The following is a 24,317-nucleotide window of genomic DNA, read 5'->3' as shown; positions in this document are numbered from 1 at the left end:
ATAAAGTTCGGCCTTGAGCCCTGCCGTTTGTTTGGCGGGCTGCCGATGTATCGTTCCTTTTATTATCCCTTATTCTAACCGCTTCGTCAAGCAATACACACCAAAAGGGCAGAGCCAGGCTCTGCCCTTTTGGTTCGTTCTGTTACAGCTGAACTACCGGATAGTCCTCTTCGCCTTCGGCATATTCTTCCTCTGCTGTACATGTGTCCTCATCGACCGGCGGCTGGGTGCAGCAGGTTCTGCGGCAACCACAGGGCGGTGTACTGCCGCCCCAATCGAAGTCGTAATTATCCACACTGCCGTTGGTCACGTCTTCGTCGCCGGTGTTCCAGGCATCGATGATGCTGATATCAAAACAACTGGTCATGCTACAAAGCACCTCCCCTTTTTCGCCATTGTATGCGGCGGAGGCTGGCCCTGTGCATGGAGCGGCAAACTCAATAATCGAACTCGCCCTTTACGGTGCGCTGGAACAGGCGGGGCAGCGCGTCCTTGGCACTGCAGCCCTCATACAGCATGCTATGGATGGTCTGGCAGATGGGCAGGTCGACCCCGTATTCTTCGCCCAGTTTTACCAATGCTTTGACCGTGGGAGCACCCTCGGCCAGACAATCGAAATGCTCGCCCTTCACAAAGCTTTCGCCAAACTGGCGGTTGTGGCTGTGGGTCGAAAACAGGGTGGCTTCGTAGTCGCCCAGATGGCACAGGCCATAGGCCGACAGCTCATTGCCGCCCATGGCGCGAATCAGCCGGGCGATCTCCCGGGCACCGCGGGCCATCAGCGCACCCTTCAGGCTGGAATAGCCGATACCGTCCAGCATGCCGGCGGCGATGCCAATCACGTTTTTGGCCGCGGCACCCACCTCGGTGCCGATCAGGTCCCGCCCTTTGTACAGGCGAATCAAATCGCTGCTCAGATTCTCCACCACATAGTCGGTAGTCTCCGGTTCATCCGAGTCCACCACCATACAGTTGGGAATACCGGCAGAGAAATCCTGCACATGGCCGGGGCCAACCCAAACGGCCAGACGAACCGGCTGGGTCACCTCTTCCCGGAACACCTGGGTCAGGCGTTTGCCGCTTTCCACCTCGATGCCCTTCATGCAGAGAATGAAGGTTTTGCCCGCCACCGGCAGGGCCTGAATCTTTTTGGCCAGATCCCGCAGCTGCTGAGCGCTGATGGAGATGATCACCGCCTCGGCAAATTCCAGCGCACCGGTCAGGTCTTCTGTGAGCTGCAGCTGCTCCGGCAGCTCGATATAGGAGTTTTTGCGCTCGGCCTTCAGCTGTGCCATTGCCCGGGAGCCGGGGCGGCCCCAGAGCATCACTTCATTGCGTGCGCTGTGATAGCAGGCCAGGAATGTGCCCCAGCGGCCGCAGCCCAATACAGTCAGTTTCATAACAGAGCGTCCTTTCGTTTTGAATTTTCATAGGAAAAGGCCCGCCCTGCCGGGCAGAGCGGGTCCTTTGATTTTCCATGGCAAGAACGGTGCTCTTACCGGTATTTATTTTATGTTCAGCCGGTGACTTCGGAAGAAGCAGGCGGAACATCAGTCGGGGTGGCAGTAGGTGCCTCAGTCGGCGCAGCGGTGGGGTCCGGAGTGGGAACCGCTGTGGGGGCTGGAGTAGGTGCCGCCGTAGGTGCCGGAGTAGGTGCCGCCGTGGGTACCGGAGTAGGCGCTTCTGTGGGAACCGGTGTGGGTGCTGCCTCTACCACCAGCTTGAAGCTTGCGGAAGAAAGCTTACCGTTCACATTAATGGAGGCGGTAATATCGTAGGTGCCCGCCTTCCAGCTGCTCTGGCCGTAGCTGTAGCCGGTCTTGACCTTCTCACCATTCAGGGTCCACTGTACGTTATCGTCGGTCACATCACCGCCAACCGCATTGATGTGAAGGGTGTAGCTCTCACCTTCCTTGATGGTGGCGGAGCTGCCTTCCTTGAAGGAAATGCTCAGCTTGGCACTGAACATGGCGGTCACGTTCACGTTCTGCTTGAAGTTCTTGTCGGTTCGGGTGGGGCTGGTATTGCCGTCGCTCCACTTCACAAACTCATAACCGTCGGCGGCGACCGCCTTTACGGTAACGCTGTCGTTCTTGGTCAGATCTTCAAACTTCAAAGTGGTTTTGCCGGAGATATCCCCACTGGTGAGAGTACCGCCAACATTTTTGTCCACGTTGTACTGAGCGGTGAAGGTTTCATTCGGGTCCGGAGTTGCAGTTGCCTGGCTGGAGTTGCCGGAGGTATTGCCGTTGCGTACCCGGGTGGGAATATTGCTTGTATCGGGACGGCGATCCTCGGTGCCGGTCCAGGCATGGGTGCGGGCATAGTCCATGATGCCGTTGAGGGCATCCTTCTTCAAATGAATATCACCCTGCTGGAAGTAGCGGTCCTGACCATAGCCGTTCTCGCCCATCAGCAGCTCGGAGATGTTCAGGAACTTATAGCCGTTCTTTTTGCACATCTCTACCAGAGCCAGATTGAACTCATTGATGGTTTCCTGACTCATGTTGGGATAATTGCTGTGGTCCTCCGGAATGGGAGGAACTGCGGCTACGATTACATCGCAGTAGGGATACGCGGTTACAATCTCGTTCAGAGCCGATTCATAGCTGCTGGCGAAGCTGTCGGCGCTCATGCTGCCGTCCGCATTGTTGGTACCCATCATCACGATGATCCGGCGGGGTTTCATCTTCGCCAGAGCTTCGGGAATGGAATAAGCGGTACTGTCGTTCTTGAAGTAGATGGACTTATCGGTAGTGAGCTGCTGGATGCCAAGGCCTTCCACCGCCATCACCTGATCCAGCGACAGCAGGCCGTTCTGGTAGTAACGGTAGGTGTTGGAATCGCCCACAAAGATGGTCTCATCGATGTAAGACTGGCCAGCATCATCGGTTTCGCCCAAAACAGTATCGCCGTAAGCGCTTGCGTCAAAGCCGGAATCCAGCACCGCCTGGGAAGTGCTGCCGGAACTGCTGGAAGGATCTTTCGTTTTGTGAGAGGTGTTTACGATAATCACCACTGCCACGATTGTTACGATCAGCACCAACGCGCAGATGGCCAGCACAAGGGCTGCCTGCTTCTGCTTGGGGGTTAAGCTGAGATTAGAAGACTTTCTTCTTTTCTTAGCCATGGGTCTGCCTCCTTTTTGGTTACAAGGTCTTTTATCAGTCATTTAATATGTAATCGGCCAGCTGCTGGCAATCCTTCGCCATCAGCGTCGGCGCGAAGGGAGCAAGCTCCTGTTCACTGCCGTAGCCGTACATCACTGCTGCTACGGGAACGCCGCAGTCTGCAGCGCCCTTCATATCATCGCTCCGGTCGCCCACCATCAGCACACGGGCCCCCTGCAGTTCCGGCCGGGCAAGCACCAGACGCATCACAGCAGTTTTAGTGTCCACGCTTTTATCTTCGCTGGCGCCGCCGATGAAATCGAAGTATTCGGCCAGGCCTTGCTCCTCCAGAATCGGCGTGACAACCACTGTAGGCTTGGAGGTGGCGGTATACAGCCGGATACCGGCAGCCTTCAGCCGCTCCAGCATGGGGCGCACACCTTCAAACACCTGGCAGCGGTGACAGCCGTCCTCTGCATAGCGGGCACGGTAGATGTCCACCATCTTTTCCACCATGGCCTCATCGGAAAAATGCTCACCGAAGCTGCGCCGCAGTGGCGGGCCAAGATAACGGGTCAGATCAACACCGGCCGGGTCGATGCCCATCTGCCGGAACGTATATTCCATTGTTGCCAGAATGCCCGGGCTGGAATGAATCAAAGTTCCATCCACATCGAATAATACTGCGTCATATCGTGCCACGATTGCACCATCCTTAAACACAATTTTATCTATTATACCACCAAAATGCCGCCGCTACAATCCACCAGCCGCCTTTTTGCCGGTTTTGGGTTCTGCTTTGGGCAAAACTGTGCATATATTCTAGCAGAATCCGCAAAAGAGGAGCGCTGTATGGGGAATCTTATCATGGGATATTTTTCCGGGTGGCTGAGCTGGTGCAACGATCTGCTGAGCCGATTTGCCTGGGGGCCGGTCACCTTGTTTTTGCTGGCATTATCCGGGTTTTTGTTCAGCTTCGGAACCGGCTTTTTTCAGCTGCGCCATATACGTCTGTGGTGGCGCAGCACATTTGGGTCCGCGTTCCGTGGCAAGTCACAGAAAACAGGCGGCATCACCGGGTTTCAGTCTGCCTGTACCGCGCTGGCCGCCACACTGGGCACCGGCAACATTGCAGGCGTGGCCACGGCCATCGCTGCCGGAGGGCCGGGTGCGGTGTTCTGGATGTGGATCTCGGCCTTTTTCGGCACCATGACCGGCTACGCGGAAAATCTGCTGGCCGGGCTTTATCGAGGTAAAAATGCCAAGGGTGAACCCATTGGCGGGGCGATGTTTTACATCGAGCAGGGCCTGGGCTGTCGCTGGCTGGCTCTGCTGTTCTCGTTCTTCTGCATTTTAGGCTCTCTGGGTATGGGAGATATGGCCCAGGCAAATTCTATTGCCACCGGTCTGCAGGATGCCTTTGGTGTTCCTCCGCTGCTCACCGGTCTGGCCGTTGCGGGCGCAGTGGGTTTTGCCATGCTGGGCGGCATTCAGCGTATGGGACAGATCACTGAGCGTCTGGTTCCCTTCATGGCCATTGGGTACACCGCGGCGGCGGTGTGTGTAATTCTTGCAAACTGGCGTCAGGTGCCCATGGTTCTGAACAGCATCCTGCAGCAGGCCTTCAACCTTCAGGCGGGGCTCGGCGGGCTGGCAGGTTACGGCATGAAGCAGGCCCTGCAGGTAGGCGTTGCCCGTGGGGTCAGCAGCAACGAGGCCGGGCTGGGCTCCTCGGTCATGGCCAACTCTGCCGCCGGAAGCCCGCCGGTGGTTCAGGGCATGTGGGGCGTTTTTGAGGTGGCGGTGGACACGTTGCTTATGTGCACCCTCACCGCCCTTGCAATCCTCTGCTCCGGCGTATACGATCCCGCCCGCTACGCCGCCGCCCTTGGAACAAATGCTTTTTCTGCTCTGCCCAACGGAGCTGCACTTACTGCTGATGCGTTTCGCTCGGTTTTCGGCCCGGGCGGCGGGGCACTGATCGCGGTCAGCCTGATGCTGTTCGCCTTCTCTACCCTGCTGGGCTGGAGTTATTACGGCGAGCGTGCGGTGGAATATCTGTTCGGGCCGGGTGCACTTGTTCCCTATAAATTGCTGTATCTGAGCTGTATTGTAATTGGCTGTGTGACCCGGCTGGATCTGGTCTGGCAGATTAGCGATACCTTTAACGGGCTGATGGTACTGCCAAACCTGCTGGCCGTACTCTGGCTGTCACCCCAGGTGTTCCGGGAAACGCGGCGTTTTTTCCATGCAAAAGGAACCTCATGCTGTACGAAGGAAGCAACTGTGTGATAAAATAGGAAAAAAGCACAAAGGAGCGATCTGTTATGCCGCAGATTACTGTAAAAGGATTCACTGACCAGCAGATGAAAAACGTTACCCCCGCTTTGGGCCAAAAGCTTTCCGCCGCCATTGGCTGCCCGGAGGACTGGCTGATTTTTGAACTTGTTCCCACTACCTTCTATGCGGGTGGCCAGCAGACTGCCGGATTCCCTATCATTGAGGTCTCCTGGTTTGACCGGACCGATGAGGTTCGGGAAGAGGTGGCCGCGATTCTGCGGGATACCGCTTTTGAATTGGGGTACACGCTGGTGCAGGTGATCTTCACTACCCTGCAGCCGGACCGCTTTTATGAGTTTGAGGCCTGATCCGGGCCGAGAAAAAATGCGCAGCTTTCTAAAAAGCTGCGCATTTTTTTATTTCGTATTATACTCCCGCAAAGGAGAACACGATCCCCGCCAATGCAGACAAAACAATCCAAACTACAGGATGAAGTTTTTTGGTCTGAGGAATCGCTCTTGTAGCCAGCACCAGCAAAGCCGCCAGGGCCACAGCCTTCCACTGAATCCCTGCCGGAATTCCCGCCGGAACAGCCGCATAAAAGGTGATGGCTGCCACCGAAAGGCCGGACGCTGCAATCAACCCGGTGGAAGCCGGACGCAGGCAGCGGAACACAGCATCCACATAGCGGTTGGAACGAAATGCTTTCAGGAAAGAGGCAATGACCAGAATGATCAGAATGGATGGTGTGACGAGCCCCAGCGTAGCTGTCAATGCACCGGGAACACCGCTGGTGGTAAATCCCACATAGGTGGCCGTGTTGATGCCGATGGGACCAGGAGTGGACTCCGACACTGCCACCATATCCATCAGCTGGCTTTGAGTGAACCAGCCCGTTTTATCCGCCATCCGGGAAAGGAACGGCAGCGTGGCAAGTCCTCCGCCCACCGCAAAGAGACCGGTCTTGAAAAACTCCCAATAAAGACGAAGCAGCAGGATCATACTTCTCCCTCCTTCTTGTCTTTGCGAGCTGCCGGAGCAAACTGTTCCAGCGCAATGCCCAGCACGGCGGCTACTACGACAAAGAATACCGGAGAAAGGTCAAAAAACAGCGAGCCCAGTGTGACCACTGCAAAAATCGCCAGTGCCAGCTTGTTTTTCACCGAGCTCTTCCACAGCTTGCACACCGCGTTGAAAATCAGCACACAAACGCAAACCCGAATACCTGCGAAAGCATTTTTGATCACAGCCAGCTCTGCAAAGGTGTTGATGAAACCGGCCAGAATAGAGATGATCACCAGCGAAGGAGCCACGATTCCAAGAGTCGCTACAATACCACCCAGCACACCTGCCTGCTTCTGCCCCACAAAGGTGGCAGTATTCACCGCAATGATGCCAGGAGTACACTGCCCTACCGCAAAATAGTCAGTGAGTTCCTCGTCGGTGGCCCAGTTCCGTTTTTCCACCACCTCACGCTGCAGGATCGGCAGCATGGCATAACCGCCGCCAAAGGTCAGGCCGCCCACCTGCATAAAGGTCAGAAACAGATCGCCCAGGATCTTCATGTTCCTCATCGAAAAGAAGCCTCCCTTGTTCTTTTTTACGGTATCATAATAGCACATCTCAAACGATATTGAAAACATTTTGTTTGTGTGATTTTTATATGTTATCCATATAAATAGAGAGGTGCTTTATGGAACTGCGTCAGCTCACTTATTTTGTTGCCATTGCCCAGTCGGGAACCATCACTGCCGCTGCGCAAAAGCTGCACATGTCGCAGCCGCCACTCAGTTTGCAGCTGCAAAAGCTGGAGGATGAGCTGGGCTGCCCGTTGTTTGAGCGGGATACCCGTCACCTGCATATGACACAGGCCGGAGAGCTTTTTTATGAACGGGCACAGGGTATTCTGCAGCAGTATGCCGATCTGAAGCGAGAGATGGCGGATCTTCAGGCCGGTGGTCGGGGGCTGCTGCGTATTGGGTCGGTCTCATCCCTGAGTACAAGTCTTCTGCCCCATTGGGTGGCCCGTTTTCATACTCGATACCCCCATGTACGGCTGGAACTGACCGAGCGGGATTCCTATCAGCTGTTAGAGCCGATTCGCAGTCAGCGTATCGACCTGGCTCTGGTTCGCCGCCCTTTTTCCGGCCAGGGATTGGAGATCCATCCCATCTGCAGTGAACCCATGTGCGCTGTGGGGCAAGCGCACTTTTTCGAGGGGCTATGCGGTCCGATCGACCCAACGGTTCTGAGTGATCTGCCGCTGATTCTCTACCGCCGCTGGGAGCCGGTGTTGCTGCGTTATTTCGCTGAGCTTGGGTTTGAACCTGCTGTATTTTGCTGCAGCGAGGACTCCCGCACAGCTCTTCGGCTGGCACAGGAGGGGCTTGGGGTTGCATGCGCACCGCTTTCCGCTGCGCGGGATCTTTGGCCTGGCGCACAGACGCATCCGCTGCAGGCAAAGGAGCTTTACAGCGAGATTTGCGCTGTGACTCTTCAGGGGCACTATATTGGTGCAGCGGTGCAGAATTTTATTGCATTCACACAGGAAGACCGGCAAAAACGAAATCTTTATGAATCTTAAGCTTTCTTTAAAGGCACACTAAAGATTGCTGCGCTATCCTTTTTGCTGTAGACAACACCACACAAAAAGGAGTCGAAGCGATATGGCGATCAAGATATTTTCCCCTGTTTTAAAACACAAGCGTGCAGCAGCCGCTATTCTGGTGGTGGCTATTCTTGCGGCTGGCGGTGCGGTCGCACTGAAGAGCCGGATGTCTGCCTCTTCCAAAAATACCGCTGAAGAAAACCTGGCGTATGCGCGCACGGTATTTCTGAAAAAAGAGGATCTGAACGAGTCGGTGAATGTTTCCGGAATCGTACAAAGCGCCAAGGTTTCCTCGGTAACCACCAGCCTGAGCAATAAGGTCACCGCACTGAATGTGAAGGTTGGTGACCATGTAAACAAGGGCGATGTGATCTGTACTCTGGATGATACCGATATCCGCCGCGCTATTCAGGACAAAGAAAAAGAGATGGGCGAAGAGAAGCAGCGCCTGCAGGACGCGTATAACAAAGCATCTGCTCAGGTGGAAGAGGCCCGCCGCGCCAAGGATAACGAAAAGAAAAACCAGGATACACTGGTAGAGGCGGCTCGTGCCGCCCGTGATAAGGCTGCCAGCGCATTGAGTGCTGTGACCCCTGCTTATGAAACGGCCAAGGCAAACTATCAGGTAATGGAGCAGGCCGTATCCAGCGCACAGAGTGCCGTAGATGCAGCGGCAGATGCCCGTCAGAAAGCCTACGATGCCTGGATTGCTGCGGGCGGCACCACCGAAGGCGATGCCTACCTTGCCTATCAGAATGCCGATGCAGTACTTAACGAGAAGAATTCTGCGCTGGAAAGTGCCCGTACCCTGTATAGCTACGACAGCTATACCCAAGCCTACAACACCGCCAAACAGGCTTATGACGCGGCGGCGGCGGAACGCGATACTGCAGAAAGCGCCTATAAACAGGCGGACGCAGCTCGTTACCAGGCACTGGATGCCTGTGACACCACGATCAATACGGCTCTCACCGCTTTGCAGGAGGCAGACAAGCAGCTGAAAAAAGGCGTGGAAAGCAAAGCGCTGGATGACCTGAAGAAAAGTCTGGAAGACACGGTTTTAAAGGCTGAGACCAGTGGCAAAATCACCGATCTGAAGGTGAATGTGGGCAGCATCTGCAAGGGTGATGTGGCCACCATTCAGTCTACGGATCAGCTGGTTCTTTCGGTTAGCATTCCGGAATATGCCATCAACAAAGTACAGGTCGGTATGACCGCTTCCATCACCAGTGACGCCGCCAGCGGAGAGATCCGGGGCACGGTATCCCGCATTTCCCCCACTGCCGGAAGCGGTGACGGAGAAAGCAGCGGCTCCTCTGCCGGATTTGCAGCGGACATCGCCATCCAGACCCCGGAAAATATCTTCATCGGCAGCAAGGCCAAAGCCGAAATCATTCTTGCTTCCAAGAGCAACGTGTATTCTGTTCCGCTGGATGCAGTGGCTCCCGGTGATGATGGCCAGGATGTGATTTATGTGCGCCAGGGTGAGGGGGCCTTCACCCCTGTGACTGTGACCACTGGCATGAAAAACGACTACGCGGTAGAGGTCGACGGCGCTTCTTTGCAGGACGGTATGGAAATTCTGGCGGATGCCTCCCAGATGCCGGATAATGGTACTTCCATCCCCATGGGTGATGCGGCCAGCGCCGGTACCGAAAGTACTTCCACCGGGGAGGTGGCGGAATGAACCAGTCCTTCCAGGCCCCGCTGATCGAGATGCAGGGCATTGTAAAAACCTATAACGTGGGCAAGGAAAATGAGCTGGAGATTCTGCATGGCATCGATCTGACCGTTTATCCCGGTGAATTTGTTGCCATTGTCGGTGAATCCGGCAGCGGCAAGTCCACCCTGATGAACATCATCGGGGTGCTGGATCAGCCTACCGCGGGCAGCTACCGGCTGGATGGTGTGGACGTTCAGCGGGCCGGTAGGGATGAGATGAGTGAGGTGCGAAATAAAAAGATCGGCTTTGTGTTTCAGAACTTCAATCTGATCGGCCGCACCACCGCCCAACGGAACGTGGAGCTTCCCATGCTGTATGCCGGAGTTGGTGCCCGGCAGCGGGAACAGCGGGCCCGGGAACTTCTTGCCATGGTAGGCATGGAGCAGCGGCGTTTTCACCAACCCAATGAGCTTTCCGGCGGTCAGAAACAGCGGGTGGCCATTGCTCGCAGTCTGGTAAATGATCCGGCGATCCTGTTGGCAGACGAGCCCACCGGTGCGCTGGATTCCGAGACCAGCCGTCATGTGATGGATATTTTCCACACCCTGCACCGCCAGCAGGGCAAGACCATCGTTCTGATCACTCACAGTCAGGAACTTGCCGCAGAGTGTCCTCGGGTGATCACCCTGAAAGATGGCAACATTATTTCCGACCGGAGAAAGGAGGCAAACAGCCATGTCGATCCTTGAAAATGTGCGACTGGCCCTTACCAGTCTACGTGCCAACAAGCTGCGCGCTTTGCTCACTATGCTGGGAATCATTATCGGCATTAGTGCCGTAATTGCTATCATCACGGTGGGTGATTCTCTTTCCGGTTCGCTGGCTGAAGAAATGTCTGGTTTCGGTGCACGGAACGTGACTCTGTCTGTCGTTCAGAAAGATGATCCCTTTGCGTTTGGCTCTTTTAACACATTGGAAGACAGTGAAGAACTGGACAAGGCGTTGGAATCATTTGAATATAAGGAGCCTTCTGCCAGTGACCGCATCAGTGACGCCATGCTGCAGGAGTATCAGAAGAAATTTTCTGACCAGCTGCAAGCGTTGGCTGTAAGCGAGAGCTTTGGCAACATCAGTGTCGTTTCTGGTCGCCACAAAGCGTCCGGGCAGCTGATGGGCGTTTCCCCCGGGCAACAAACCCTGGACAAAATTACATTGTTGGCCGGTCGCTTTGTTACCGATGCAGACAGTACCAATCATCGAGCAGTTGCCGTGGTAAGTGACCGGTTTGTTGCTCAGTATTTCGGCAACAAGACCACTCCTGAGAATGCGTTGGGAAAAAGCTTTAAAACCGATGCTTCCGGTATTCCCCTTCGCCTTTATATTATAGGAGTCTATGAGTACAAACCACCGGCAGGCCAGACCGTAACTCGAAATCTCGATACTAACATCTATATCCCGGTGGGCAGTGGTTTTCAGCTGCTGCAGCGAGACAGTGGTTATCAAACCGTGACCTTGCAATCCCGGGAGGATGTGAACAACCAAATTTTTATGGATCGCACCCGAGAGTTCTTCAATAGCTTCTACAGCCATAATTCCAACTTCAGTGTCTCGGTTTCCAGCCTGGATGATATCGTAAAATCCATGAATAAGATGACGCAGAGCGTGAAGCTTGGTATCAGTGCCATTGCGGCCATCAGCCTTCTGGTGGGCGGCATCGGTGTGATGAACATCATGATGGTCTCGGTGACCGAGCGCACCCGGGAAATTGGCATTCGCATGGCATTGGGTGCAAAAAGCCGGGTAATCCTGTTCCAGTTCATCGTGGAAGCAATCATTATCTGTTTAATCGGAGGAATGATTGGTGTAATTCTGGGGGTGGGACTTGGCAGTGCCGGCGCTATGATGATGCACTATCCGGTCAAACCCTCGCTCACTGCCGCTTTGGTAGCTGTACTGTTCTCCATGGCCATCGGCGTGTTCTTTGGCTATTACCCCGCTAAGCGTGCAGCTCGGCTGGACCCCATCGAAGCGCTGCGCTACGAATAAGTTTTTCTTTTCATAGGCGCCTGTCTGATGTACAATAAAGACAACGGGCCGGAGCAATGGCTCCGGCCCGATTTTTAAACGGAGGTCAAGATTTATGCCGCACACCATTTTGATTGCGGAAGACGATCAGGACATCACCAACCTGGTCAAGCTGTATCTGGAAAGCAGCGGTTATCGGGTACTTTGTGCCCCGGACGGTGCTACCGCTCTGGAGTTGGCCCGCACCGAATCCATCGATATGGCGGTGCTGGATATCATGATGCCCCGCATGAACGGCTACGAGCTCACCCGCGAACTGCGGGCTATCAGTAATATGCCGATTCTGATCCTTTCGGCCAAAAACACCGATAACGACAAGATTCTGGGCCTTGAGCTGGGGGCGGACGACTACCTGACCAAGCCCTTCAATCCGCTGGAGATCATCGCCCGGGTCAAAGCAAATTTGCGACGGTTTTATCAGCTGAATCCTGTCTCCCCTGCCCTTTCCGGCAGCAATGTACTTGCGCTGGGACCGCTGCGGCTGGACCTGGACGCCATGACCCTGACAAAAAACGGCCTGCCCATCGCCCTGACTCCCACCGAGTACAAAATTCTCTGCTGCCTGATGCGCTCGCCGGGGCGAATCTTCACCAAGGTCCAGCTTTACGAGGCAGTGAGCGGAGCCTATTTTGAAAGCGACGAAAACACAATGATGGTGCACATCTCCAAGCTGCGGGACAAGGTCGAAGATGACCCGCGGCATCCGTGCTTCATCAAAACTGTGAGAGGATTGGGGTATAAAATTGAAGCGGTGGAAACGCACTAAATCCAGTTATTTTTCAGTCCTGCTGCGATGCTTTGGGGTATATACCTTATTCCTTGTAATCGCAGCGATCGCCTTGCTTTTTTGGGCGCTAATGGAAAGCAGTACCACGGTGATCAGCCTTTCCGAGCGGGATCTGAACGAATATGACGAGCTGCTGCAGGCGGAGCGATACGATCAGTTCCCGGTACACACCTTACTGGGGCGGACCGGAAGCATTGTAGTGGTGGACGATGCTGGTCGGGTTTTGTATGGAAAAGCCCACAAAGATATTTCTCCGGAAGCATTGGCCTGTATTCCGCTGCAAGGACAGTATGTTTACCCCACAGTCACCCATTGGTATGATAAACAGGGTCGCCAGATGACGCTGGTGGCAAGCGATGGTTATTCCGGCATATTGTATCAGACACCTGTGGTCCTTGATTCGGAACATAACATTCTTTACGGTTCTATTCCCGGTGTGAACACTGACACCCTAAGTGATGAGGCCTACGGATATCTGACCCAAACGCTGCCCTATGGTTACTATATTTGGAAACATCCATTTCAAAGCGCGGACGGTCAGTCCCGCTGGTTAATCTTGTACGAGCAGATCCTGCGCAACGAGGAATATGCTCATTTGAGTATGATCTGGAGCCGTACCCTTCTTCTGTTTCTGGGCCTGTATATTCTGGTGCTGCTGGCAATGGCACTCTGGCTCAGCCGAAAGGTGTGCGGCCCACTGAAGCGACTGGAGCGAGGCTTCACCGAGCTGGCCCAGCAGAATGACCCCGAGCCCATTCATTGCCGGGGGCCACGGGAATTTGAACAGATCTGCAGTGCCTTCAACCAGCTCTCCGCCCAGCTGGCCGAAAGTGAGCGCCAGCGCAAGGCCCTGGAGGACAACCGGCAGAAGCTGCTGGCAGATATTTCCCACGACCTGAAGACCCCCATTACTGTAATCCAGGGCTATGCAAAGGCCATCTGCGACGGGCTAATTCCTCCGGAAAAGGTACCGGAATATCTGGACACCATCTACCAGAAATCCAACCGGCTTACCGGTCTGATCGACACCTTCCATGAATACAGTAAGCTGGAGCATCCTCAGTTTACGCTGCAAACCAAACGGCTGGATCTGTGCAAGGTACTGCGGGAATATCTTGCCTCCAAGTACAATGAACTGGAGCTTGGCGGCTTTGTACCGGAAATCGAAATTCCGGATGAATCCATCTGGTGTATGCTGGACAAAACGACCTTCCTGCGGGTACTGGAAAATATTGTGTCTAATGCTGTAAAACACAATCCTGCCGGCACTGCCCTGTTTTTTGAGCTTCAGAGACAGGACGGCCACGCTGTGTTAACGCTGGCGGATAATGGCGTAGGAATCCCGTCGGAAATTGCCGGGCAGATCTTCGATCCCTTTGTTGTGGGAGACGAATCGCGCAATACCCGCCAGGGTTCCGGCCTTGGCCTTGCCATCAGCCACAAGATTGTGAGTGCACACGGAGGTACCATCCAGCTGGTGCAGCCGCCCCCGCCCGGGCGCAGCACCCAGTTCCGGCTCACGCTGCCGCTGGCTTGACAATCTTATTTTTATTTCTAACTCAGATATAACTCAGATAAAAAACCAGAGCCGCATTGCGAATATCGCAGTGCGGCTCTGGTTTTTGTTTACTTCTTCGGCTTTTTCTGCGCATTGTCCAGCGTTTGGCGGAACGCGCCGAAAATTCCCTCCTTCATGTTGTTCACCATGATCTGCTGCACTTCCTCCATGCTGATCTCACTCTCATATTGGAACCACCAGCGCACCAGCGTCATGGTATTGGAGGCGAACATCTGGGCATACAGGTCCACATACCGTTCCTGTGCACCCTCAAGCCCGCAGGAGCACAGCTTTTCCAGAATATTGTCGTGGATGACCCGTACCATTTCCGTAAGAACAGGCCGGTTGATGGCCCCGCGCCACAAAAGCGTATAGCGGGCCTTGTTTTTGTGCAGATATTGCAGCGCCCGCTCAAAATTCTTCTGGTACACCAGACTGTGAATGTTCTGGGACGAGGCCTCCACAAAGGCCACATCCATCTGGCGGCGGAACTCCTGCAGGGTGCGGGCCAGATACTGATCCATCAGGTCGTATTTATCCTGATAATACTTGTAAAAGGTGGACCGGTTGATCAGTGCCTGCTGGCACAGCTGGTCCACCGTGAGCTTTTGCAGAGGTGTTTGCTCCAGGCATTCCAGCAGCGCCTGATCGATCTGTGCCAGTGTTTTGACCAAGCGCAAATCCGTTTTGTTCATGAGCGATCCGACCTCTTTCTTCGGGCTTTTTTCGAGATAAACAACATCCGGCAGGCATTTGTTGGATAAGCAGCAAAGCCTCAGATTTTAATGGTATTCAAGCGAAAAAATGCTGTTAAAATAATCGCAAAGATGCTGTGCAACTGTATTCAGTATAGCATATTTTCGTTTTTTTGCCGTCCTGTGTTTGAGGAAAGAGAAAGGAGAACCACCACCAATGAGTATCAAAGTAATGGGAATCACCGCCGGCCGCAAAAACGGCAACAGCGAAATTCTGCTGAAGGAAGCCCTCACCGCCTGCGAGGAGGCCGGCGCTGAGGTGACCATGATCAACCTGCGTGATTTCAATATCCTGGACTGCACCGGCTGCACCGCCTGCACCAAGGCCATGTCTCAGGGCAAATACGTAGGCTGCACCCTGGGCGCCAAGGACGACAAGAAGAAGATCATGGACGTGATGCTCGCCCAGGACGCGGTGATCTTTTCGGTGCCCACCTATGACCTGATGCCCGCTTCCGCCTACCTGACCTTTGCTCACCGCAGCCTGAGCTACGAAACCTCCTTCCTGGAGACCATCGGCGCCATTGAGCACCGCGACCGTGTGGCCGGTCTGATCTCGGTGGGCGGTTCCACCCGCGCCTGGCAGTCCATGGCGCTGGAGGGCCTGCAGGCCACCATGTTCACCACCGACATGAAGGTTGTGGACATGGTTCTGGCCACCCGCGTTCCCGCTCCCGCCCAGTGCCTGCTGGACGATGAGCTGATGGCCCGCGCCCGCCTGCTGGGTGAGCACATCATGCAGGCTGCCGCCACTCCCGCTGAGGAGCGCAAGTGGCTGGGCGAGGAAGACATGGGCTGGTGCCCCAACTGCCACTGCAACGCCCTGGTTCTGGGCGAAAAGCAGTGGGACGGCCTGCACTATCCCATCGAGTGCCAGGTGTGCGGCGCGGGCGGCACCCTGGAGCAGACCGAGGACGGCAAGTGGAAGTTTGTGATCCAGAAGGACGGCCTGCTGAAGGACCGCACCACCGTAGCCGGACGAGCCAAACATCTGGAGGAGATCGCACAGACCCAGGGTGGCTTCTTCTCTGATCCTGCCAAGATCCAGCTGGTACAGCAGCGCAAGCAGAAGTACGTGGAAAAGAAATTCAAGGGCATCGACTGAGCCCTGGAAAGGAGCGCCGAACATGAGCGTTACGATCGAGATCGACGGCAAACAGCTGACCGTGCCCGAGGGCATGAATCTGCTGGAGGCCGCTCTGCAGAACGGGATCTATATTCCCCATCTGTGCCATCACCCCGACCTGCCGGACCGGGTCTCCTGCCGGTTGTGCATTGTTGAGGTGGAGGGCATGGAGGGCATGGAGGGCGTGCAGCCCTCCTGCAAGCTGAAGGCAACCGAGGGTATGAAGCTCACTACCGACAGCCCCCGTATCCACGACCTGCGCAAGCTGGCCATGGAGCTGCTGCTGGCCGCTCATCCGGAGGACTGCTCCACCTGCCCCAAATACGGCCGGTGCGAGCTGCAGACCCTAATTCAGTACATGGGCGTTTCCGCCACCCGCATGAGCACCCGCATCAAGGGCTTTGCCCAGAACGGCAAAAACCCGTTGCTGATCCACGATATGAACCGCTGCGTGCTGTGCGGCCGCTGTGTACGCGCCTGCGGTGATCTGCGGGGCGTGGGTGTGCTGCAGTACAACAAAAATGAGCTGGAGACCTATGTGGGCACCCTGCACGACAAGCTGCTCACCGACGCGGACTGCCGCTTCTGCGGTGCCTGCGCCGAGGTCTGCCCCACCGGTACCATCCGGGATCTGGTGGAGTTCACCCCTGTGGAGAAAAAGGACACCCTGATCCCCTGTCAGGCCACCTGCCCGGCTCATATCGATGTACCCCGCTATGTGCGTCTGGCCAAGGAGGGCCGCTGGGAAGAGGCACTGGCCGTGGTGCACGAGCGGCTGCCCTTCCCCGAGTGCCTGGGCCGCGTATGCGCTCATCCCTGTGAGAGCAACTGCCGCCGCGGTGAGGTGAACGAGCCGGTTTCCATCCGGAACATCAAGCGCTACGCTGCCGAACATGCGGGCGGCGAGCTCTGGAAGAAGAACAGCAAGCATCTGCCCGCCACCGGCAAGCGGGTCTGCGTGGTGGGCGGTGGTCCTGCCGGTATGACCGCTGCCTATTACCTGGCGAAGCAGAACCATAGCGTGACCCTGAAGGAGGCCTACCCCACCCTGGGTGGCCAGATGGCCTATGGCATTCCCTCCTATCGTCTGCCCCGCGAGGTAGTGGCGAAGGAAGCTGCCTATTTGAACGACGTGGGCGTTTCGGTGGAGACCGGCTGCCGCGTGAGCGATTTCAAGGCACTGGCCGCGGAATATGACGCCGTACTGCTGGCGCTGGGCACCCATCAGGGGGTTCGCCTGCCCATGGAGGGCAGTGAGTTGCCGGGCGTACTGCTGAACAGCGATTTCCTGCGGGACGCCTCCATGGGCGTGGAGACCGGCATGGGCAAGCGGGTCATCGTGCTGGGCGGCGGCAACGTTGCCTTCGACTGCGCCCGCACCGCCCGCCGCCTGGGCGCCGAGGAAATTCACCTGGCCTGCCTGGAAGCCCGTGAGAAGATGACCGCCGACGAGGAAGAGATCGAACAGGCCCAGGAGGAGGGCATCCGGATTCATCCCGCCCACACCTTCGAGGCCATTCTGGGCCCGGATCGGGTTTCCGGCGTTCGGTTCTGCAATGTAAAATCCTTTACCTTTGATGAAAACCGCCGTGCGGTGATTGAAAAGGAAGAAAATTCCGAGCATGTGATCGAGGCCGACACCGTGATCTTCGCGGTGGGCCAGCGCACCCAGATCAGCCCCGAGGCAGGCCTGGAGCTGGGCCGCGGCAATTCCATCGCCGTGCAGCCCGGCAGCCTGCGCACCAGCGTGCCCGGCATCTACGCCTGCGGCGACGCGGTATACGGCACCCGCACCGTGATTCAGGCGGTTGCCGCCGGCCGTGATGCCGCCAGCGAGATCGACAAGGCGCTGGGTGGCAGCGGCGATATCTCCGAGGTGCTTGCTGCGGTGGAGATGCCCGATGCCTTCCTGGGCCGGATCGAGGGCTTCGGCCATCAGACCCGCCAGCCCGAGGTTGTGCGTGAGGCGGCGCTGCGCGAGAACAATTTCGACGCAGTGAGCTTTGGTCTGGCCGATGACAGCGTGCGCCAGGAGGCGGGCCGCTGCCTGCAGTGTGACCTGCGGTTCACCATTACCCCGCTCCGCATCTGGAGCGATTACGATCAGAACGGAAAGGAGGCACAGCAATGAGCCTGCTGATGAACAACACCGACGCTCTGGTTCAACTGCGCGGCTGCGACCGCGCCCGGCTGGAGGAGCTGTTCGGCACCATGGCCCCGGTATCCGGCCGGGTGGTTGGCGCACTGTACAATGCGGACACCGAAGGCATGAAGAACATGCTGCTGCACACCAATCCCGCCGGTGTGGTGGCCGGTTTGAAGATCGCCGCCCTGCTCACCGGAGCCTCCGGCGCTGAGCTGGTGGTTCGATGTGAGGTGGACCGCCAGACCCTGCTGGCCAACGCGGGCACGGTGGATCTGCCGCTGGAAATCACCCAGGCGGCACTGGTGAACAAGGCACTACACAAGACCGACCTGCTTTTGGATCTGGAGCGGCTGGCCGCCATGGCCGACCGGCTGACCGGCGCACAGCCCGGCCTTCTCGCGGCGGTGGGTGATGCCACCCCCGCTGAATTTCCCGCCGATACCCTGTTGACTGAAATCATTCCCGCCGGCAAGGGTCTGCTGGCCGATCACCGGTTCTATTCCGCCCAGCAGCTGGAGGGCATGACGCTGTCCAGCCTTTCCAGCCGCAGCGGTGTGCTGCGTCCCATGACCGACCGGGACTGCCCGGTGGACCTGGCCAAAAAGGAGATGCTCACCCTGCGCCGCCAGAGCTGCGGCAAGTGCACCTTCTGCCGGGAGGGCCTGTATCAGCTGAATGAAATTTTCGAGCGCATTTCGCTGGGCCGCGCAAAGGCCGGTGATCTGGATCTGGCAGAGGAGATCGGCCGGGCAATGACCGTTTCCTGCAACTGCACACTGGGTGAAGAGGCCGCTCTGCCTGCCCTCAGCGCAATAGATGCTTTTGCCGCCGAAACCCAGGCTCATGTACGCCGCAAGGAATGCGCCGCCAATGCCTGCCTGGCGCTGACCCAGTTCTACGTAGACTCGCAGCTGTGCAATGGCTGCGACAAGTGCCTGCCCGCCTGCCCCAAGCAGTGCATCGAGGGCGGCGAGGGACTGGTAGCCGTGATCGACAGCTTCGACTGCAGCCGCTGCGGCGAATGCTTGACCGTCTGCGAACAGCAGGCCATCAAGCGCACCAGCGGCCGCCTGCCCAAGCTGCCCTCCTCCCCTGTTCCCGTGAAGGGAGCAACTCCCGCCGCACAGGCGGAAAGCGAAGCCGCTCCTCTGCCTGCCGCCAAGCGCAAGCGGGTATTCGCCCGCCCCGCCAAGCTCCAGCCCGCCCCGGTGGAGACTCCGGCAGCTCCCGTCAACCAACCCAAACATGTTGAGGTGAATATCATGAAAACCATCGAAACCGATATCGTCATCGTGGCCGGCGGCCCCGCCGGTCTGGCCGCTGCCATCGCTGCAGGCGAGCAGGGCATGAAGACTGTAATCCTGGAGAAATCCAGCGCCACCGGCGGCGCTGCCAACATGGGCATGGGCCCCCTGGGCATCGACACCAAGATCCAGAAGGCAGCCTTCAACAACCTGGGCGCGGACAAGGCCATCCAGATGCACATGGAATACACCCACTACCGGGTGGACGAGGATCTGGTGCAGGCTTACTTCCACAAGAGCGCCGACACCATTGAATGGCTGGAGGAGATGGGCGTGGAATTCACCGGCGCCTTCCGCTACTTCAAGGAATCCGAAGCAACCTGGCACATCGTCAAGCCGGAAAACGGCGTGATCGGTCCCCGTGCCGCCAGCGCCATGGTAAGGGCCATGACCCAGCGCGCCAAGGAGCTGGGCTGTGAGATCCTGCTGGAGACCGCTGCCACCTCTCTGATTACCGAAAAGGGAAAGGTCTGCGGCGCGGTAGCTGTGGACAAGGACGGCAACGGCCTGGAGGTGCGCGGCAAGGCTGTGATCGTGGCCACCGGCGGCTTCGGCAACAACCCCGAGATGATCGAGAAGGAATTCGGCCTGCACATCGGCCAGGACTACTTCCCCTTCCGCATTCCCGGCATCACCGGCGACGGCCTGAAGATGATGTGGGAAGTGGGCGCAGAGAAGTTCGGCGCCAACATCGAAGCCATCTATCAGCTGCCCGATAACCTGAACTGGTTCCTTCTGGACGCCGTGCTGCGTCAGCCCAACCTGATGGTGAACCAGCTGGGCGAGCGCTTCATGAACGAGGGTGATCTGGGCAACACCACCTATGCGGGCAATGCCCTGGCCCTGCAGCCCGGCAACTACGGCTACTGCATCATGGATGAGGGCATTTTGAAGGAGTACAAGAAGAACGGTCCTGACATTGTGGACATCGTGCATCCCGCCGAGGCCTTCCTGGCCTTCGAGGGTCAGGCCGCACAGGCTGTGGAGCAGGGCTACGAGGCTTACTTCGAGGCTTCCACTGTGCCCGAGCTGGCCGAGAAGCTGGGCATTGACCCGGACGTGCTGCAGAACACCATCGACGAGTACAACGCCATGTGCCGCTGCGGCATGGACAGCAAGTTCCACAAGTCCCAAAAGTACCTGCACCCCATCACCGGAAAGGGTAAGTACCTGGTGGGTAAATACTACCTGGGCGCCTACGGCACCGTGGGCGGCGTGCGCATCAACCGGTACTGCGAGGTTCTGGATAAGAACCATATGCCCATCGAGGGCCTGTACAGCGCCGGTTCCGATGCCAACACCATCTACGGCGACAGCTACAACTTCACCCTGCCCGGCAACTCCATGGGCTTCGCGGTGAACACCGGCCGTATGGCGGGCGAAAGTGCTGCTCAGTACATTGCCGACTGCCAGTAACCGGAGAGGGCCGGCATGCATAACAAAGCACAAACTCTGACCCTTGCATTCTGCATCGCGCTGCTGCCGCCCATCTGGGCGGTGGCAGCGCCCTACCTGAACGTGACCACTACATCCTGGAGGATGTGGGCCCCGGCCCGGAATTTCTGAAGCTGTGCTTCAAGAGCCCGGCGGACTTCGGCTATGATTCGGCTCTGGTGGGCAGCGAACAGTGCCAGTCGCTGGTGTGCGCCATCGGCGAGGGCAACTGCGCCGCCGCCATGACCCACAAGTGGTACCCCTACAAGGATGGCGTAATGTTCTGCTCCCGGTTCTGGATCGGCTACGCGCTGATCGACGGCGTTTACAAAAAGATTCTGCCGGAGGGCGTGCGTCTGCCCGAGATTGTGCCCCAGGGCCTGTTTGCCCATAACATCAAGGAATTCTCCAATCTGGCCGCCATTCTGCCCCGCCTGTGGGCCGAATGCCCGGACTGCCTGGGATTCTGATCCATACAGAAAAAGGACCGACAGCGATTATACTGCCGGTCCTTTTCTGTTGTATAGGGCGGGAAGGCCTGCTCAGGGCTCCCGCAGCTTTTCCTGCCGGTCGAAGTAGATGCCGGTGACACCGTTGGCCTTTTCCACGATGCTCTTTTTCTTCTTCTCGGCCATCTTTTTAAAGCGGGGTTCCTTTTCCAGCGCCTCCAAAAAGCGCTTTCCCTTCTTCTTGGCGTTTTCCGGGATCGTTTCGCACACCCGGTAAACCAGCTCGGCGGCCTCGCTGTCGCCGTTCAGCAGCACCCGGATGCGCTTTTTGCGGGGGTTCAGCTCCGGCTCACGCACCGGCTGGGCCTGACGGGAGGTCATCTCCTTGGCGTAAGCATAGCCCTGGCCCACCGCCAGCTTCTCCACTGTCACACCCCGCTGGGCCCAGAAGCCGGACAGCACCTCGTAGTCGCTGTCGTTGGAGACGATGCAGATTTCGCCCTCGCCTCCGGCGGCGCACAGGCCCACATAGGACGCGATGGCAAAATCCATTGCGTTTTTGGTGCGGACCTTCTCGCCGCACCAGACGATCTCGATCTGCCCTGCGGCCCGCATGCAGGTCTCCAGCATGGAAAAATTGATGCTCAGCTTTGCGTCGCCGGAAAAGGCGAACACGCACATTTTATCCTCGGGGCGCATCTGTTCCGCCACGGCCAGCCAGGCGGTACCCACGTTTTCGGTATCAACCAGATAAGTTGCCATTTAATTTTCACCTCAATGGTATAGTATACACCATTTCCCCGCCGGCATCAAATTCCGCCGCCCGTAGGAACCAGACGGAACACCGCCGCGCTGCGGGGCCCCATTTCCAGCGAAAGGCCGTTCAAGGGACCGGCTGCGAAGGGGTCTGCCGCAGCGGTGTACAGCACCAGCTGCCAGCAAAGCCCCTTGGGCGGCGCGGGCAGATGCTGAGGATGAGGCTCCCAGTGCATGTTCAGCGCCAGCAGCAGGATGTCGTCGTTTTCGTCCGCTGCGTCCCGCCCTGCAAACAGCACGCCGATCTGGCGGGTCTCGGACAGAAATTCGCTATTCCAGGCTTTGCCGTTGTTGTGCAGCGAAAGATCCTTCCAGCCACAGCGGCTGGGTGCAGTGGCCGCCCGCAGCACCGGGTGCGCCTTGCGCAGCGCGATCAGCTGCCGCACAAAGTCAAAGAAGGGCCGGTTTTGCTCCAGCTGTTCCCAGTTCAGCCAGGAGATTTCATTGTCCTGGCAATAGGCGTTGTTGTTGCCGCTCTGGCTGTTGCCGAATTCGTCTCCTGCCAGGAACATTGCTGCGCCCCGGCTGCACAGCAGCACCGTGAGCGCATTCATGCGCAGCCGGTCCCGCAGGGCGTTCACCTCCGGGTTTTGGCTGGGTCCTTCCTCCCCGCAGTTCCAGCTGTTGTTGTCGTCAAAGCCGTCGGTGTTGTTCCAGCCGTTGGCCTCGTTGTGTTTTGCATTGTAGGCGTACAGATCATACAGCGTGAAGCCGTCATGGCAGGTGATGAAGTTCACTGTGGCGTTGGGGCGCTTGTCCGGCGGATAGAGGTCCGGCGAGCCGCAAATGCGCTGCACCGCTGCTTCGGCCAGACCTGCGTCGCCCTTTAAGAATTTACGCAGGTCGTCCCGGTATTTGCCGTTCCACTCGCTCCACCGGTTCCAGGAGGGAAAGCTGCCCACCTGATACAATCCGCCCGCGTCCCATGCCTCAGCGATGAGCTTCACGTGGCTGAGCACCGGGTCAAAGGCCAAACTTTCCAGCAGCGGCGGCTTGGACAACGGGCTGCCGGTCTCATCCCGGCCCAGAATGGAGGCCAGATCAAAGCGGAAGCCATCCACCCGGTATTCCACCGTCCAGTAGCGCAGACAGTCCAGAATGAACTGACGCACCTGGGGGTGATTGCAGTTCAGGGTATTGCCCACCCCGGAGAAATTGTAGTACCGGCCGTCCGGCGTGAGCATGTAGTAGATGTTGTTGTCCAGGCCCTTGAAGGAAAAGAACGGACCGGTCTCGTCGCCCTCGGCGGTGTGGTTGAACACCACATCCAGTATGACTTCGATGCCGTTTTCGTTCAGGCTTCGGATCAGTCGTTTGAGCTCCATGCTCTCCCGATTCAGCTCCGGCTCGGCGGTGTAGTCCATGTTGGGCGCAAAAAAGCAGATGGGGTTGTAGCCCCAGTAGTTGCGCAGCTTCTGGCCGTTTACCACCCGCTCCTCGGCCTTTTCGTCGAACTCGAAAATGGGCATCAGCTCCACCGCGTTCACCCCCAGCTCCAGCAAATAGGGGATTTTTTCCTCAAGCCCCGCAAAGGTACCAGGGAATTTCACCTGGGAGCTGGCGTGCTTTGTGAAGCCGCGCACGTGCATCTCATAGATGATCATGTCCGAGAACGGGATGCGCGGATTGCGGACCGGCCCCCAGTCGAAGGTATCCTCCACCACCCGGGCATGGTAGGTGCGGCCCAGCCGCTCGCCGCCCGCCCAGATGCTCTGCACCGTGACCGCCCGGGCATAGGGGTCCAGCAGGAATTTGGTCCGGTCAAAAATCAGTCCCCGGGCAGGGTCGCAGGGACCATCCATCCGGTAGGCGTATTCGATGTCCTGAATGTCCAGATCAAACACGATCATGGAATAGGTTCCGCCCATGCGGCACTCCTCCGGGAAGGGCAGCACCGCGAAGGGCTCCTGATCGGCCTGATGAAACAGGCACAGCTCGCAGTCGGTACCGTTGAAGGAATGAATGGTAAAACTGACGCCGCCCGGCACCAGCGTGGCCCCATTGGACAAAAACAGGCCCGGGCGAATCTGAAAACCGTTCACCTCGCCGGTGGCATGCAGCCGCCCGGGCAGCAGCGAACCGGAATGCGGTGTTCTGGACATGAGTATTTCCCCTCTTCCCGAAAGCCCGTGCGTTCTATGTCCGTCGCGGGCTCTTTTCTTTCATGATACCAAAAATCGGACCGAAAAGGGAACG

Annotated in this window: 22 protein-coding genes; 13 read left to right on the top strand and 9 right to left on the bottom strand. The window is 57.3% G+C overall.

Annotated elements, in window-relative coordinates; translation table 11 throughout:
• Positions 1 to 142: 142 nt before the first annotated feature.
• The 4 genes from B5F28_RS03400 to B5F28_RS03385 all read right to left on the bottom strand — a co-directional run bounded on the left by B5F28_RS03400 (position 143) and on the right by B5F28_RS03385 (position 3,812).
• Positions 143 to 367 (bottom strand): hypothetical protein, encoded by a 225-nt coding sequence (locus B5F28_RS03400; RefSeq protein ID WP_087293407.1) that lies wholly within the window; start codon positions 365 to 367, stop codon positions 143 to 145.
• Between the two features lie 70 nt (positions 368 to 437).
• Positions 438 to 1,400 carry an NAD(P)H-dependent glycerol-3-phosphate dehydrogenase gene (locus B5F28_RS03395; RefSeq protein ID WP_087293405.1) on the bottom strand — a complete coding sequence of 321 codons (963 nt, stop codon included), beginning with the start codon at positions 1,398 to 1,400 and terminating at the stop codon, positions 438 to 440.
• Positions 1,401 to 1,516: 116 nt separating this feature from the next.
• A complete protein-coding gene (locus B5F28_RS03390) occupies positions 1,517 to 3,130 on the bottom strand; it encodes an SGNH/GDSL hydrolase family protein (RefSeq protein ID WP_158097504.1) in 1,614 nt (537 codons plus the stop codon).
• 34 nt (positions 3,131 to 3,164) lie between these two features.
• Positions 3,165 to 3,812 (bottom strand): HAD-IA family hydrolase, encoded by a 648-nt coding sequence (locus B5F28_RS03385; protein WP_247643393.1) that lies wholly within the window; start codon positions 3,810 to 3,812, stop codon positions 3,165 to 3,167.
• 150 nt (positions 3,813 to 3,962) lie between these two features.
• Between B5F28_RS03385 and B5F28_RS03380 the strand changes: the two genes are divergently transcribed.
• Together B5F28_RS03380 and B5F28_RS03375 are read left to right on the top strand one after the other, a co-directional pair.
• Entirely contained in the window at positions 3,963 to 5,402 is a 1,440-nt protein-coding gene (locus B5F28_RS03380; RefSeq protein ID WP_247643392.1) for an alanine/glycine:cation symporter family protein, read from the top strand.
• Positions 5,403 to 5,437: 35 nt separating this feature from the next.
• Positions 5,438 to 5,758, top strand: coding sequence for a DUF1904 family protein (locus B5F28_RS03375; protein ID WP_087293398.1), 321 nt, complete (start codon positions 5,438 to 5,440; stop codon positions 5,756 to 5,758).
• Positions 5,759 to 5,816: 58 nt separating this feature from the next.
• On the opposite strand, the gene B5F28_RS03370 is transcribed toward B5F28_RS03375, so the two are convergent.
• Positions 5,817 to 6,392: a chromate transporter gene (locus tag B5F28_RS03370; protein WP_206423045.1), complete on the bottom strand. Its 576-nt coding sequence runs from the start codon at positions 6,390 to 6,392 to the stop codon at positions 5,817 to 5,819.
• Positions 6,389 to 6,955 (bottom strand): chromate transporter, encoded by a 567-nt coding sequence (locus tag B5F28_RS03365; protein WP_087293676.1) that lies wholly within the window; start codon positions 6,953 to 6,955, stop codon positions 6,389 to 6,391. The genes B5F28_RS03370 and B5F28_RS03365 overlap by 4 nt, the downstream gene beginning before the upstream one ends.
• 128 nt (positions 6,956 to 7,083) lie before the next feature.
• On the opposite strand from B5F28_RS03365, the gene B5F28_RS03360 reads away from it, so the two are divergent.
• From B5F28_RS03360 to B5F28_RS03335, 6 genes are all read left to right on the top strand, one after another.
• On the top strand, positions 7,084 to 7,974 hold the full coding sequence (locus B5F28_RS03360) for a LysR family transcriptional regulator (RefSeq protein ID WP_087293396.1): 891 nt from the start codon (positions 7,084 to 7,086) through the stop codon (positions 7,972 to 7,974).
• Positions 7,975 to 8,056: 82 nt separating this feature from the next.
• Positions 8,057 to 9,685 (top strand): efflux RND transporter periplasmic adaptor subunit, encoded by a 1,629-nt coding sequence (locus B5F28_RS03355; protein ID WP_087293394.1) that lies wholly within the window; start codon positions 8,057 to 8,059, stop codon positions 9,683 to 9,685.
• A complete protein-coding gene (locus B5F28_RS03350) occupies positions 9,682 to 10,410 on the top strand; it encodes an ABC transporter ATP-binding protein (RefSeq protein ID WP_087293392.1) in 729 nt (242 codons plus the stop codon). Before B5F28_RS03355 ends, B5F28_RS03350 begins: the two co-directional genes overlap by 4 nt.
• Entirely contained in the window at positions 10,397 to 11,707 is a 1,311-nt protein-coding gene (locus B5F28_RS03345) for an ABC transporter permease (protein ID WP_158097503.1), read from the top strand. The genes B5F28_RS03350 and B5F28_RS03345 overlap by 14 nt, the downstream gene beginning before the upstream one ends.
• A gap of 94 nt (positions 11,708 to 11,801) precedes the next feature.
• Positions 11,802 to 12,512, top strand: coding sequence for a response regulator transcription factor (locus tag B5F28_RS03340; RefSeq protein WP_087293388.1), 711 nt, complete (start codon positions 11,802 to 11,804; stop codon positions 12,510 to 12,512).
• Between the two features lie 91 nt (positions 12,513 to 12,603).
• Complete coding sequence (locus B5F28_RS03335) at positions 12,604 to 14,070, top strand: HAMP domain-containing sensor histidine kinase (protein ID WP_087293386.1); 1,467 nt, start codon at positions 12,604 to 12,606, stop codon at positions 14,068 to 14,070.
• 89 nt (positions 14,071 to 14,159) lie between these two features.
• On the opposite strand, the gene B5F28_RS03330 is transcribed toward B5F28_RS03335, so the two are convergent.
• A complete protein-coding gene (locus tag B5F28_RS03330; protein ID WP_087293384.1) occupies positions 14,160 to 14,786 on the bottom strand; it encodes a TetR/AcrR family transcriptional regulator in 627 nt (208 codons plus the stop codon).
• Between the two features lie 217 nt (positions 14,787 to 15,003).
• Here B5F28_RS03330 and B5F28_RS03325 point away from each other — a divergent pair, with 217 nt between their 5' ends.
• From B5F28_RS03325 to B5F28_RS03310, 5 genes are read left to right on the top strand one after another with little or no spacing between them, the layout of a single operon-like run.
• Positions 15,004 to 15,951, top strand: a complete 948-nt coding sequence (locus tag B5F28_RS03325; RefSeq protein WP_087293381.1) for a flavodoxin family protein — start codon at positions 15,004 to 15,006, stop codon at positions 15,949 to 15,951.
• Between the two features lie 22 nt (positions 15,952 to 15,973).
• Complete coding sequence (locus B5F28_RS03320; RefSeq protein WP_087293378.1) at positions 15,974 to 18,103, top strand: FAD-dependent oxidoreductase; 2,130 nt, start codon at positions 15,974 to 15,976, stop codon at positions 18,101 to 18,103.
• Positions 18,100 to 20,838: an FAD-dependent oxidoreductase gene (locus B5F28_RS15345; protein ID WP_087293376.1), complete on the top strand. Its 2,739-nt coding sequence runs from the start codon at positions 18,100 to 18,102 to the stop codon at positions 20,836 to 20,838. Before B5F28_RS03320 ends, B5F28_RS15345 begins: the two co-directional genes overlap by 4 nt.
• A gap of 15 nt (positions 20,839 to 20,853) precedes the next feature.
• Positions 20,854 to 20,988: a hypothetical protein gene (locus tag B5F28_RS15255; RefSeq protein ID WP_275532604.1), complete on the top strand. Its 135-nt coding sequence runs from the start codon at positions 20,854 to 20,856 to the stop codon at positions 20,986 to 20,988.
• Entirely contained in the window at positions 20,964 to 21,326 is a 363-nt protein-coding gene (locus B5F28_RS03310; RefSeq protein WP_247643391.1) for a DAPG hydrolase family protein, read from the top strand. The genes B5F28_RS15255 and B5F28_RS03310 overlap by 25 nt, the downstream gene beginning before the upstream one ends.
• A gap of 72 nt (positions 21,327 to 21,398) precedes the next feature.
• Here B5F28_RS03310 and B5F28_RS03305 read toward each other — a convergent pair whose 3' ends face one another.
• Together B5F28_RS03305 and glgX are read right to left on the bottom strand one after the other, a co-directional pair.
• Entirely contained in the window at positions 21,399 to 22,067 is a 669-nt protein-coding gene (locus tag B5F28_RS03305; RefSeq protein WP_087293374.1) for a PIN domain-containing protein, read from the bottom strand.
• A gap of 47 nt (positions 22,068 to 22,114) precedes the next feature.
• A complete protein-coding gene (glgX, locus tag B5F28_RS03300; protein ID WP_087293372.1) occupies positions 22,115 to 24,223 on the bottom strand; it encodes a glycogen debranching protein GlgX in 2,109 nt (702 codons plus the stop codon).
• Positions 24,224 to 24,317: the final 94 nt, after the last annotated feature.

It is taken from the genome of Gemmiger sp. An194 (assembly GCF_002160145.1).
GTDB lineage: Bacteria > Bacillota > Clostridia > Oscillospirales > Ruminococcaceae > Allofournierella.
Note: the sequence above shows the minus strand (reverse complement) of the source record. Positions and strands in the feature narration are given on the sequence as shown.